We start from the raw sequence: 11342 nt of genomic DNA on the forward strand, positions 1-11342 counted from the left end.
CATATAGTCACTAATAATGACAGTCAAAATTAGTGACTAATTGCTCTCCTGTGTCGGACGTCCAGCACGGCGATCACCGCGAACGCGACGACCGCCGCCGCGACGGCGGCGACGTAGCACCACGGCTCGGGCAGGTAGTTGGCCGCCACGAGCCAGCTCGGGCCCTTGTCGGTGAACACCCGGAAAATGATCGCGATCGGGCCCTCCCAAACCCCCGCGACGAGCGTGAGCAGCATCGCCAGCCGATACCAGGCCTCGTTCACAGTTCCCTCCCACTGATACGGTCGTATCAATGACAACAGCCGGAAAGTCGTAGTAGCAATGAATACGTCACGCAATTTAAGCTGGTCAGGTGCGTGACGAAATGACGTGCCGGGTCTGTCGCGGCGTGCTGCGGCCGCCCGCCCGGGGGCGTCGTCCGGTCTACTGCTCCCGCGCGTGTCAGGCCCGCGCTTACCGGTCGCGGCGCGATCCGCCCGTACCGGCGCCCGCCGAGCCCGAGCCGGCCGGGCGGCGGCGGCAGATCGTCGAGGCGGTCTGGCGGATCGCGGCCGAACGCGGGCTCCAGATGGCCACCGTGCGGGAGATCGCCGCCGAGGCGGGGGTGTCTCCCCGCGTGGTGCAGTATCACTTCGCCGACAAGCACCACCTGCTGGTGACCGCGCTGCGGATGCTGCATCGCGAGAACGAGAGCCGGGCCCGCGAGCGGATCGCGGCGTTGCGCGACCCCGCCGACCCGCGCGCGGTGCTGCGGGCCACCCTCGACGAGCTGCTGCCGCTCGACGACCAGCGGCAGACGAGCCTGCGCGTGCTGACCGCCTACTACGCGCGCAGCCTCACCGATCCCGCCCTGGCCGAGGTCTTCCTGCACGACGGCGGCCCGCTCGAAGACCTGGTCGCCGCCCTGATCACGGCCGCCGGGCCGCGGCCCTCGATCGACGCGGCCCGCGAGGCCGACCTGCTCGTCGGCGGCGTGAGCGGCCTCGGCCTCGACCTGCTCCACCGCCGTCGCACCAAGGCCGACGTACGGCGAACCATCGACTACCACCTCGGCCGCATCCTGGCCGATGACTGGGTGATCCGGGCGGCTTCGCCGCACGACGTCGAGGCGGTGGCCGAACTGCGGGCCGTCGTGCTGCGCGCCGATCTCGAGCGGCTCGGCCGCTACGACGAACGACGGGTGCGGCAGCGGCTACGCGACGGTTTCGCCCCTGAGCACACTTGGACGATCGAGGTGAGCGGCGCCTTCGCGGGCTGCGTGGCGCTGCGGCCCGACGGCGACGTCGTCTGGCTCGAACACTTCTATCTCGACCCGGGCCTGCAGGGGCGCGGCATCGGTACGGCCGTCCTCGACCGGCTACTGGAACAGTGCGACCACGACGGCGTGGTGGTCAGGCTGAACGTGCTCCGGGGCAGCCCGGCCCGCCGCCTCTACGAACGGCACGGATTCACCCTCGACGCCGAAGACGACGTCGACGTGTTCATGACCCGCCGCCCCGCGTGAACCACCGCCGCCTGCGGGCGCCTCGATAACGCACCCGCACCTTCCCGTAGCCGACCTCCCCGATCACCCGCACGTGCGGCATCCCCGGCCGGGGAGCGCCCGGGACGTCGGAGACCACGCTGCCCCACTCGCAGTGGACGCCGTTGGTGTCGGCCGTCGCGCCCGGCGGCAGGAGGATCTCGGCGGAGCCGTACTTCAGGTTGAGGTCGAAGGTGACCTCCGCGTGCTCGATCACCGCTTCGCTCAGGTCGAGGTGCGGGTTGCCGTAGACGGACTCGATGCGCAGCGTCCTCGGCACCCGCCACTGCCCGGTACGCAGGATCTTGCCCGCCTTCGTGGTCACGGTGACCACCTCACCGGGCCGTTCGGGCAGGTCGGCCACCAGGGCGGCCAGGTCGCCGTGGGAGACGGCCGTCAGGGCGCGCTCGACGCGCTGTTCCATCTCGTCCGCGGCCAGCCGTCCGTCGGTGAAGGCCTGCTGGAGGCGGCTGACGGTCGCCTCCCGGTCCTGGTCGGAGGCGCGGGCTTCAAGGTCCATGGGGTCAATTTACGGTCGCGTGGGGCGCTTTGTCGGTGGTGATCTATAACGTGCGGCGCATGACTTGGCAGTTGGTCCGGGAATGGATCGAACTCGGCGGCGGCGACGCGTTCCCGATGAGCGACGTCGACCGCAAGGCCGCCGCGGCCCAACTACCCGGCTACCTGGCCGGGCGGCTGCGGGAGGAGGGCCGCTGGCGGATCGCCGAGAACGCCCAGGCGTTCCGCGTCGCCGGCGCGGCCTGCCTGTCCGGGGCGGCCCAGGTCGCCGCCTGGCTCGACCGCCGCGAGTTACGCGAACCCACCGAGCCGCAGATCGACGCCGAGCGCGTCCTCGCCGTCCTGCGCGACCGCCCGGACGAATGGCGGCGCGATCTCGCCCACCGGCTGGTCGACGGCCTGCGGGCGGGCCGGGTCAGCCGTCGGCAGATTTTCGACGGCCGTCCCGGTTTCGACCTGGCCGCTTCTCTGGCGATCGAGACGGGCGTCGAACCGCCCGAGAACGACGCCTTCGTCGCCGGCTGGCTCTGGCGCCTGCAGAATGAGCTCCGCTGGGGCGCCGAGATCGACGTGGTCCGCGACCACCCCCTCCTCGACGTCATGGTCGCCCGGCTCTTCCAGGCCGAAGGCGTCGCCGCCCCGCTGAACCAGCACGGGCGCTTCGTCATCGGCGCGCTGGCCGACCTGGCGTCCGAGGGCCGCCTGAAGCGGCAGGCACTGATCGACGGCTGCGCGGCCCGGTTCCTCACCCACGGGCAGAACCGCGACATCGAACCCTTCGTCCACCTGTGGATCCGGCTCGCGCCGACCCCCGCCGAGACGCCGGTGGTCGACCTGGCCCGCGCCCTGCCGGTCGCCGCCGCCCCGCTGGCCCGGCTGGCCGCCGACGACCTGCGCCGCTACGACGACGCGGTGGGCCTGAGCACCGAACTGTTCGCCGAGACCGTCGGCGCGCTGGCGTTCCGGCCGGAGCGCAAGCACGTCACGACCGCGCTCCAGTGGATCGCCACCGCCACCCCCGAGCGGGCCGACGGCGCGCTCGCCGCGCTCGCGCTGGTCTTCGGCAACGAGGACCACGCGCTCCAAGCCCGTTCGGTACGGCTCGCGCGCAAACTGGCCCCCCACGCCACCCCGGCCGCCTTCGACCCGATCCGCGAGGCCGCGAGCGTCCTCCCGTGGGACCTGCGCACCCAGATCGCCGCCGTCTTCGGCGGGGTCGCGGCCCCGCCCCCGGCGGAGCAGCCGGTGGCCGGCACCCTGGAGATCGGTTTCTCGCGGCCCGAGATGCCGCCGCCGATCGTCTCGGCGGCCCAGCTGATCGCCGCACTCGGCTCCCCGCCCACGTTCTGGTCGATCGACGTCGAGCAGGTCGTGGCCGCGCTCGTCGACCTGACCCATCGCGACCGCGCGGCGACCGTCGAAGCTTTGCGGCCGTGGTGGGAGAGCAACTGCAAGGGATACGGCGACCGCCTCCATCCCCACGCCGACAGCTACACCACCCACAACCCCTATTTCCTGCTGCGACACTGCGTGAGCGCGATCGTGTCCCCGGAGCAGAGCGTCGAGGCGTCCCGGCTGAACGCCCACTACCTGGAGAGAAGCGGTGGTCGCCGCACGCTGCCCGGTCGCATGTTCGGCGACCGGATGCGCGAGGTCATCGCCCTGCTGGAGTCGGGCCGGACGCTTCCGGTCCTGCTCGCCACCCCGACGACGCCCACCGGCCAGGTCGACGCCGCGACGCTGGTCACCCGCCTCGAACTTCTGGGTGACCACGAACCGCCGCCGCTCGACTTCAGCCAGGCACTGCTGCGCCTGCCCCGCTCGGCCGACCCCGAGGCGGTCGCCCGCGCCGGAAGGCTGACCTCACCGGCGGGCCGACGGCTGGCCGCGTGGTTGCGAGACGGCGGCCTGGCCGACCCGATCACGGAGTGCGGCATCGAGGCGATGACCCGCGTCGTCGCCTACGAGACCTACCGGCGCGTCCCGGCCATGCACGCGCGCATGAGGCCGGCCCGACCCGGCCTGCCCGCGCCGATCGCCGAACTGTGCTCGCTGGAACCGAAGGAGCACTGGGCCGGGCTCTCCGACGACATGACGTGGTGGCCGTCGATCATGCCGTCGCACCGAGAGGTGATCGCCGCTCACGTGCTGGAGTGCTTCGCCGTGGGCGTCGTCCTGTCCAGCCGAACCCTGGTGGGGGTGCTGACGGCGCTCGTACAGGGAGAAGGGCCGGTGGGCCGTGCGACGGCGAGCGCCATTCTGACGGCCTTCTCCGACAGGAGATCCGAAGGGCGCGCATCGGCCGTCGACGCGATGAAGATCCTCATGGTTCGAGGGGAGTTCACCGCGACCGACTTCGGCTGGGCGCTGGCCGAGCTGGTCCGGGCGGACGCCCTGAAGCTGGCCCGGGTGACTCCCCTCCTGGAGGATCTCGCCTTCTCCGGAGCCCACCGTGAGACGTGGGCCCTGCTGGCCGAGGCGATCCCCGCGCTGCTTCCGAAGGAGGGAGAACGCGCGCCCACCGGCCTGGCCGACCTGCTGAAGGTCGCGGTCAAGGCCGCCGTCATCGCCGGGGCCCGCGCCGAGCTCCCGGGGCTGGCGGAGGTCGCGGCGCGCAAGGGAGGCAGCCAGGTGACCCTGGGAGCCCGCGTCCTCCTGGAGACGATCAGTCAGGCGCCCCGTTGAGCACCTCGACCTGGCCCGTGTCCAGGGAGTAGTAGGCGGCGACCACCGCCAGCTTCCTCTCGATCACCAGCGGCCCCAGGTCGCCGTTCCCGCGCAGCGCGTCGGCGGTCAGCGTGACCTGGTTCTTGGTCATCGTCTCGATCGGGTCGGCGCTGCCCCCGCGCGTGGTCTGCTCGTAGGCGGGCCGCAGCGCCTCGGCGATCGCCTGCAGGTTTCCGGGGAGCGGTTTGCCGTCTTTCAGTGCCTGGTACGCCGCCGCCACCGCCCCGCACCGCTGATGCCCGAGCACCATGATCAACGGGGTCCCGCCGGTCATCGGGCCGTACTCGATCGAACCGGTCACCACGGGCCCGATGGCCTGCCCGCCGGTGCGCATCACGAACAGGTCGCCGAGCCCGGTGTCGAAGACCAGCTCAGGAGGCACCCGGGAGTCGATGCACGACAGCACCACCCCATAGGGCTTCTGCGTGGCGGCCAGCAGTTCGCGGCGGGTGGGATCGCGGTCGGGGTGCTGCAGCGCGCCGGTCACCCAGCGCCGGTTGCCCGTCATCAGCCGGTCGAAGGCGGCCTTCGGGGTGTCGGGGTAGGCCTGGGACGCGGTCGCCACGGGCACCGCCCGGAGCGTCGTGTCGGTCGCGGCGCAGCCGCCGAGCGCGAGTGACGCGGCGCCCGCGAATAGTGTCCTACGCCCCATACCGTCCATGACCTGGATCTTCTCCACCCAGGTCGGCCGAAAACGGAGCACGGCGACCGCTGCCAGGTGGCGGTCGCCGGAGGATGACTTAGAGGGCGCCGCTCTCGATGCGCTGCTTGAGGACCGTCTGGATGCCCTGGTGCGCCTGCACGCCGGAGGTCAGCGCGAGGTCGATCAGCTCCGTGGGCGTCTCGAACGTCAGGTTCTCGGTCACCTTGGTCTTGTTCCCGGTGACCTTCTCGAAGGTGATCTTCTGGTGGGTCACGATGTTCCCCGTGGACCACGAGTCGACCGTGTAGTAGTAGTCCGCCAGGTACAGCTTCTGGCAGGCGTGCGTGTTCAGCGTCAGCGGGGCCGGCTCCATCGGGATGACCTCGATGGCCGTGAGCCTCCTGGCCTCGACGCCGTACTGCGTGGTGTCGCTATGGGTGACGACCCGCTCAAGCACCGGGTTGGCGCCGATGTGGTTGTTGAAGTTCGAGTAGGCCCAGAAGACCTGGCTCCGCGGAGCATCGATCACGATGGAGATGCTCTGGGAGGCGCGTGACCGGCCTTCCGGCAGCGGGTCGGCGACCTGGGTGAACTTGTAGGTGTTCCAAGTGGTCAGCCACTCCTGTGCGAGTTCGAGGTCGGTCGCGGCACGCGCCGGCGCGCCGAAGACCGAAAGCACGAGGGAGATGGCGAGGAGGGGAGCGCTTAAGAAGCGAAGCAGCCTCGTTTTCATGCAGAACATTTATCGCATTCAGGACCTGAACACATCTCCCGTGATCATGTCTGTCACTGATTGCCAACATGTGTGCCGGTAGGCATGGACAAGCCGCAGTTCGTGCCAGAAAGCGGACAGCGACCAGGTGACCGCGATCCGTTGACTGATCAACTACTCGAAGCGCTTGCGTGATGGTTGACGTTGTTTTACGCTCCACGTCAAATTAGGAAACCTTCCTAACTACTCATCCAAGGAGCGCCTATGTTACGTAGCACGCTCGTCGCCCTGCTCATACTGACCGGCTTGACCACGGTCAGTGCGCCGGCCGCCGCCGCCCCCGTCCTCATCTCCACCGGCAAGCCCGCCACGTCGTCGTCGATCGAGGGCGCCGGCCTGGAGGCGGGCAAGGCGGTCGACGGCAACACCGCCACGCGCTGGGCGTCGGCCGAGGGCAGCGATCCGCAGTGGATCAGGATCGACCTCGGCGCCTCGTATCCGATCTCCCGCGTCAAGCTGACCTGGGAGACGGCCTACGCGTCGGCGTACCGGATCGAAGTTTCGCCTGACGGCGCAACGTGGTCGAGCCTCTATTCCACGACCACGGGCAACGGCGCGACCGACGACCTCACGGTCTCCGGCACCGGCCGCTACGTCCGCATGTACGGCACCGCCCGCGCCACCCAGTGGGGCTACTCCCTCTGGGAGTTCGAGGTCTACACCGAGTCGTCGACCGGCGGCGGCACCCCTGTGGCCGCCAACGGCCAGCTCCGCGTCTGCGGCGTCAAGCTGTGCAATGAGGCGGGCAAGCAGATCCAGCTCAGGGGCATGAGCAGCCACGGCATCCAGTGGTACAACCAGTGCCTCAACACCGCCTCGCTCGACGCCCTGGCCACCGACTGGAAGGCCGACGTCCTGCGCATCTCCATGTACATCCAGGAGGGCGGCTACGAGACCAACCCGCGGCTCTACACCGACCGGGTGCACAACCTGATCGAGATGGCCACCGCACGCGGCATGTACGCCATCGTCGACTGGCACATGCTCACCCCGGGCGACCCCAACTACAACCTGACCAGGGCCCGGACCTTCTTCACCGAGATCGCCCAGCGCCACAACGCCAAGAAGAACGTCCTGTACGAGATCGCCAACGAGCCCAACGGCGACAGCGTGACGTGGTCGGTCATCCGCAACTACGCCAACTCGCTGGTCCCGACGATCCGCCAGTACGACCCCGACGCCCCCGTGCTGGTGGGCACGCCGGCCTGGTCGTCGCTCGGCGTCTCCGGCCCCGGCGACCAGACCGACACGATCCGCGCCAACCCGGTCTCCGGCACCAACATCATGTACACGTTCCACTTCTACGCCGCCTCGCACGGCACCCAGTACCTGAACGCCCTGTCGAGGGCCGCCGACCTGCTGCCGATGTTCGTCTCGGAGTTCGGCACCCAGGAGGCCTCGGGTGACGGGCCGAACAACTTCAGCAGGTCGCAGCAGTACATCGACCTGATGGCCCAGAAGAAGATCAGCTGGGTCAACTGGAACTTCTCCGACGACTTCCGCACGGGAGCCGTCTTCACCACCGGGACCTGCTCCAGCGGCCCGTACACGGGCACGACGAGGTTGAAGGAGGCCGGTGTCTGGGTGCGCGACCGGATCCGCACCGCAGACGACTTCTAGCCCATGGTCTTCTGACCGTCGATGGACTCACGGATGATGTCCGCGTGACCGGCGTGCTGGGCGGTCTCGGCGATGATGTGCAGGAACACGCGCCGGGCCGTCCAGCTCTCCTCCTGGTTCCACGGGGCCTTCGGAAGAAGCTGGACCGCGTCGAGTGAGGGAAGGTTCCTCACCAACTCGTCGGTCGCGTGGGCCGTCTTCTCGTATCCGGCCAGCACCCCGGAGACGGTGTCGCCGGGCAGCATGCGGAACTCGTCGGCCCGGCGCTGCCAGTCTTCCTCGGTCATCTGGGTGAAGTCGCCCATCGCCGAGGGCCCCTGCACGATGAACTCGGCCCAGCCGCGCTCGACCGACGTGACGTGCTTGACCAGGCCGCCGACACACAGCTCGCTCGCGGTGGTCCGCAGGCCGGCCTGCTCGTCGGTGAGGCCCTGAAGGGTGTGGCGCAGGAAGCCCCGGTGCTTGGCCAGGGTCGAGAGGAGGTCGTCTCGTTCGCTCATGAATCCAGCTTGACGCCAATAGCGGCCACTTCTTGTCCTGTATGACGGCCAGAATCGACGTATGGCGAACACCAGCAACCGGACCCTGCGGCTGCTCTCCCTGCTCCAGACCCGTCGCTACTGGCTGGGCGGCGAGCTGGCCGAGCGGCTCGGCGTCTCGGTCCGGACGCTGCGCCGCGACGTCGACCGGCTGCGCGAGCTGGGCTACCCGGTCGAGTCGCAGCGCGGGGTCGACGGCGGCTACCAGCTGGCCGCCGGGGCGGCCCTGCCGCCGCTGGTGATCGACGACGAGGAGGCGGTCGCCCTGGCCGTGGGCCTCCAGGCCGCCGCGCAGGGCGCCGTCGAGGGCATCGCCGAGTCGTCGGTACGGGTGCTCGCGAAGGTCGTCCAGGTCATGCCGGCCCGGCTGCGGCACCGGGTCGAGGCGCTGCGCACGATGACCGTGCCGAGCGGCTGGAGCGCCTCGCCCGGGGCCGGCATCGACCCCGACGTGCTCACGGCCGTGGCGCTGGCCTGCCGCGACCAGGAGCAGATCCGCTTCTCCTACACGGCGGCCGACGGCCGGGAGTCCGACCGGCTGACCGAGCCGCACCGGCTCGTCTGCACCGGCTTCCGGTGGTATCTCGTGGCCTACGACCTGACCAGGCACGACTGGCGGAGCTTCCGCGTCGACCGGATGACCGGGCCGGAGAAGACCGGCACCCGGTTCCGCCCCAGAGACCTGCCCGCCGCCGACGCCGCCGCCTTCGTCCAGGAAGGCCTGGAGAACCAGCCCGTGCCCTACGCGGTGGAGGCGCTGATCGAGGCCCCGGCCGACGTCGTGCGGGAGCGGATCGGGCGGTGGTGCACGGTCGAGGCGGTCGGCGAGCGGCGCTGCCGGATGGTGATGACGAGCAACACCCTCGACTGGCCGACGATGGCCCTGGGGGTCGTTGGGGCCGACTTCCAGGTCGTCCACCCCCCTGAGCTGGTCGAACAGCTCAAGGAGTGGGGGTCGCGGTTCCGGCGGGCCTGACGCCCGCGTAGTAGCGGCGGGACTTGTCGCGGCTGCGCCCAATACGGGCTGATCCTCACCGGCATGGCCGTCGGGGGCCTGATCGCCTCGGCCGTGGTCGAGCGCTGCGCCTGCGCTTCGGCGTGACCCGGCTGCTCATCGCCGACGCCGTCGGCACCGTGCTGCTGGTCGCCCCGGTCGCGCTCGACGCCCCGGTCTGGGCGGTCGCCGCCGGGGCGATCGTGGCGGGCGCGGGGTCGAGCGTCTGGCGCATCCTCGTCGCCACGATCCGGCAGAACCTCTCCCCGCCCGACCTGCTCGGACGCATGAGCGCGGCCCTGGCCGGCGGCGCGGCCGAGATCTGGGGCGTGCGGGCCGCGTTCGCCGGGGCGACCGTGATCTCCGTCGTGGTGCTGGTCGCCTTCACGGTTGACGCAACCGTTCGGTTGCCATACATTAATGGCAACCAAATGGTTGCGATACATGGAGGGGTTCCGATGGCATTTCCCGATCGGATCGAACGCACCGTCCACATCGGCCGCCCGCAGGAGCAGGTCTGGGCCGCCATCACCACCGCCGAGGGGCTCGGCACCTGGTTCGGCGAGGCCGCCGAAGGCGAGGTCAAGGTCGGCGGCACGGTCGAGCTGAGCTGGCAGAGCGGCGACACCGCCCGCCTGCGCGTCGAACGGCTCGACCCGCAGTCGGTCTTCGCCTACTCGTGGCACATCTACGGCCTGCCCGAGAGCGACCCGCGCCGGACCTACGTCGAGTTCACCCTCACGCCCGACGCCGAGGGCACCAGCCTGACCGTCGTCGAGACCGGCTTCGCCCAGCTCGACCACGACGAGCACGCCAAGGCCTTCGACGGCAACACCCGCGGCTGGAAGCACGAACTCGACGAGCTGGTCGCCTACGTCCATGGCTGACGAGTCGCCCGAGACGGTAGCCGAGGCGGTCTTCACGGCCCTGGCCGACCCCAACCGGCGGGCCATCCTGGCCGCGCTGGCCGAGCGGGGGCCGGCCACCGCGACCGACCTGGCCGCCTGGCTGCCGATCACCCGGCAGGGCATCGCCAAGCACCTCGCGCTCCTCGCCGACGCGGGCCTGGTGGTGGCCGAGCCGGGCGAACGGCGGCGGGTGCGCTACCGCGTGCAGACCGAGCCCATGCGGGTGGCGCAGCGGTTTCTCGCCGTGCTCGCGCGCGACTGGGACGGCCCGCTGGCGAAACTGCGGGCCCACCTGGAGTGACCCGCTACTCCAGATCGGCGTAGACGATGACGTTGTCGCGGTAGTGGCCCGTCGCGGCGTCGAAGGACCCACCGCAGGTCACCAGTCTCAAGGCGGGGTGGTCGAGGGGGCCGTACACGCGCTGGGCGGGGAACCGGCTCTTGGCCACCCGTTCCACCGACGTGACCGTGAACCGGGCCGGCTTCCCGTCGGCGCGGGTGACGTCGATGACGTCGCCGCGCCGCATCCGGCCGAGGTCGTGGAAGACGCCGTCGCGGCCCTTCCCGTCGACGTGCCCGAGGATCACCGCCCCGCCGGGTTCCCCGGGGGCGTAGCCGGGGGCGTACCAGCCCGCGTCCTCGGGCTCCTCCGGGACCTGCACGGTCCCGTCGGGGTTGAGGCCGAGCATGATCAGGTCGGTGTGGACGCCGATGCGGCCGACGTCGAGTCGTACCGGCCGTGACCTGGGCAGCTCCCTGACCGGCGACGACGGCGACGCGGCGGCGGGCAGGGCCAGCGCCACGGCCTCGGCGGGCGGCGGTGCGGGCGGCGCCTCCCTCGGGAGGAAGGCGACGCCCGCGAGCAGGGCCCCGGTCGCGGTGAGGGTGGCGGCCGCCAGGCCGAGGACCCTGCGGGTCACGCCGCGCTACGACGCCGCAGGGCGACGAAGCCCGTCGCGGCCCCCGCCACGAGAAGGACCCCGCCCAGCGGAAGCGCGGCGGGCACGCCGCCACCCGTCTGGGGCGCACCGTCGGGAACCCGGCGGCCGATCCCGCGCTGTGGCACCGGTGCGGGGGTCGCGCCGTCCCGCGCCCGCT

General features: G+C 70.8%; 13 protein-coding genes. 6 read left to right on the forward strand and 7 right to left on the reverse strand.

The window, feature by feature from the left end:
* Positions 1 to 29 precede the first annotated feature (29 nt).
* Positions 30 to 263, reverse strand: coding sequence for a hypothetical protein (locus FDA94_RS24030; protein WP_137249334.1), 234 nt, complete (start codon positions 261 to 263; stop codon positions 30 to 32).
* A gap of 89 nt (positions 264 to 352) precedes the next feature.
* On the opposite strand from FDA94_RS24030, the gene FDA94_RS24035 reads away from it, so the two are divergent.
* Positions 353 to 1504 carry a GNAT family N-acetyltransferase gene (locus tag FDA94_RS24035; RefSeq protein WP_212735471.1) on the forward strand — a complete coding sequence of 384 codons (1152 nt, stop codon included), beginning with the start codon at positions 353 to 355 and terminating at the stop codon, positions 1502 to 1504.
* Here the strand turns inward: FDA94_RS24035 and FDA94_RS24040 are convergent.
* Positions 1482 to 2042 carry a DUF1707 SHOCT-like domain-containing protein gene (locus FDA94_RS24040; protein WP_137249335.1) on the reverse strand — a complete coding sequence of 187 codons (561 nt, stop codon included), beginning with the start codon at positions 2040 to 2042 and terminating at the stop codon, positions 1482 to 1484. The two genes, FDA94_RS24035 and FDA94_RS24040, sit on opposite strands and share 23 nt — an antisense overlap.
* A gap of 59 nt (positions 2043 to 2101) precedes the next feature.
* Between FDA94_RS24040 and FDA94_RS24045 the strand changes: the two genes are divergently transcribed.
* Entirely contained in the window at positions 2102 to 4726 is a 2625-nt protein-coding gene (locus FDA94_RS24045) for a DUF7824 domain-containing protein (protein ID WP_137249336.1), read from the forward strand.
* Here the strand turns inward: FDA94_RS24045 and FDA94_RS24050 are convergent.
* Together FDA94_RS24050 and FDA94_RS24055 are read right to left on the reverse strand one after the other, a co-directional pair.
* The gene (locus tag FDA94_RS24050; RefSeq protein ID WP_212735472.1) at positions 4707 to 5471 is read right to left on the reverse strand and encodes a carbonic anhydrase; all 765 of its coding nucleotides are present in this window, start codon (positions 5469 to 5471) and stop codon (positions 4707 to 4709) included. The genes FDA94_RS24045 and FDA94_RS24050 overlap by 20 nt on opposite strands.
* 37 nt (positions 5472 to 5508) lie before the next feature.
* Entirely contained in the window at positions 5509 to 6090 is a 582-nt protein-coding gene (locus FDA94_RS24055; protein WP_246060125.1) for a hypothetical protein, read from the reverse strand.
* Between the two features lie 297 nt (positions 6091 to 6387).
* On the opposite strand from FDA94_RS24055, the gene FDA94_RS24060 reads away from it, so the two are divergent.
* Complete coding sequence (locus tag FDA94_RS24060) at positions 6388 to 7803, forward strand: cellulase family glycosylhydrolase (protein WP_137249338.1); 1416 nt, start codon at positions 6388 to 6390, stop codon at positions 7801 to 7803.
* Here FDA94_RS24060 and FDA94_RS24065 read toward each other — a convergent pair.
* Entirely contained in the window at positions 7800 to 8303 is a 504-nt protein-coding gene (locus FDA94_RS24065; protein WP_137249339.1) for a DinB family protein, read from the reverse strand. The genes FDA94_RS24060 and FDA94_RS24065 overlap by 4 nt on opposite strands.
* Before the next feature lie 61 nt (positions 8304 to 8364).
* Between FDA94_RS24065 and FDA94_RS24070 the strand changes: the two genes are divergently transcribed.
* The 3 genes from FDA94_RS24070 (at position 8365) to FDA94_RS24080 (ending at position 10545) form a co-directional block, all read left to right on the forward strand.
* Positions 8365 to 9318 (forward strand): helix-turn-helix transcriptional regulator, encoded by a 954-nt coding sequence (locus FDA94_RS24070; protein WP_137249340.1) that lies wholly within the window; start codon positions 8365 to 8367, stop codon positions 9316 to 9318.
* Positions 9319 to 9440: 122 nt separating this feature from the next.
* Positions 9441 to 10223: an SRPBCC domain-containing protein gene (locus tag FDA94_RS40020; RefSeq protein WP_212735473.1), complete on the forward strand. Its 783-nt coding sequence runs from the start codon at positions 9441 to 9443 to the stop codon at positions 10221 to 10223.
* Positions 10216 to 10545: an ArsR/SmtB family transcription factor gene (locus FDA94_RS24080; protein WP_137249341.1), complete on the forward strand. Its 330-nt coding sequence runs from the start codon at positions 10216 to 10218 to the stop codon at positions 10543 to 10545. The genes FDA94_RS40020 and FDA94_RS24080 overlap by 8 nt, the downstream gene beginning before the upstream one ends.
* Before the next feature lie 4 nt (positions 10546 to 10549).
* On the opposite strand, the gene FDA94_RS24085 is transcribed toward FDA94_RS24080, so the two are convergent.
* On the reverse strand, positions 10550 to 11164 hold the full coding sequence (locus tag FDA94_RS24085) for a class F sortase (protein ID WP_137249342.1): 615 nt from the start codon (positions 11162 to 11164) through the stop codon (positions 10550 to 10552).
* The coding region (locus FDA94_RS24090) for an LPXTG cell wall anchor domain-containing protein (protein WP_212735474.1) at positions 11161 to 11342 on the reverse strand (182 nt) is incomplete at its 5' end. The genes FDA94_RS24085 and FDA94_RS24090, both read right to left, overlap by 4 nt.

The sequence above is a fragment of the Herbidospora galbida genome (assembly GCF_005233835.1).
Classification (GTDB): Bacteria; Actinomycetota; Actinomycetes; order Streptosporangiales; family Streptosporangiaceae; genus Herbidospora; species Herbidospora galbida.

What these genes read in the sequence shown, in the direction of transcription:
- FDA94_RS24040 (WP_137249335.1), bottom strand. Translation starts at nt 2,042, where the DNA reads ATGGACCTTGAAGCCCGCGCCTCCGACCAGGACCGGGAGGCGACCGTC.
- FDA94_RS24045 (WP_137249336.1), top strand. Translation starts at nt 2,102, where the DNA reads ATGACTTGGCAGTTGGTCCGGGAATGGATCGAACTCGGCGGCGGCGAC.
- FDA94_RS24060 (WP_137249338.1), top strand. Translation starts at nt 6,388, where the DNA reads ATGTTACGTAGCACGCTCGTCGCCCTGCTCATACTGACCGGCTTGACC.
- FDA94_RS24065 (WP_137249339.1), bottom strand. Translation starts at nt 8,303, where the DNA reads ATGAGCGAACGAGACGACCTCCTCTCGACCCTGGCCAAGCACCGGGGC.
- FDA94_RS24070 (WP_137249340.1), top strand. Translation starts at nt 8,365, where the DNA reads ATGGCGAACACCAGCAACCGGACCCTGCGGCTGCTCTCCCTGCTCCAG.
- FDA94_RS24080 (WP_137249341.1), top strand. Translation starts at nt 10,216, where the DNA reads ATGGCTGACGAGTCGCCCGAGACGGTAGCCGAGGCGGTCTTCACGGCC.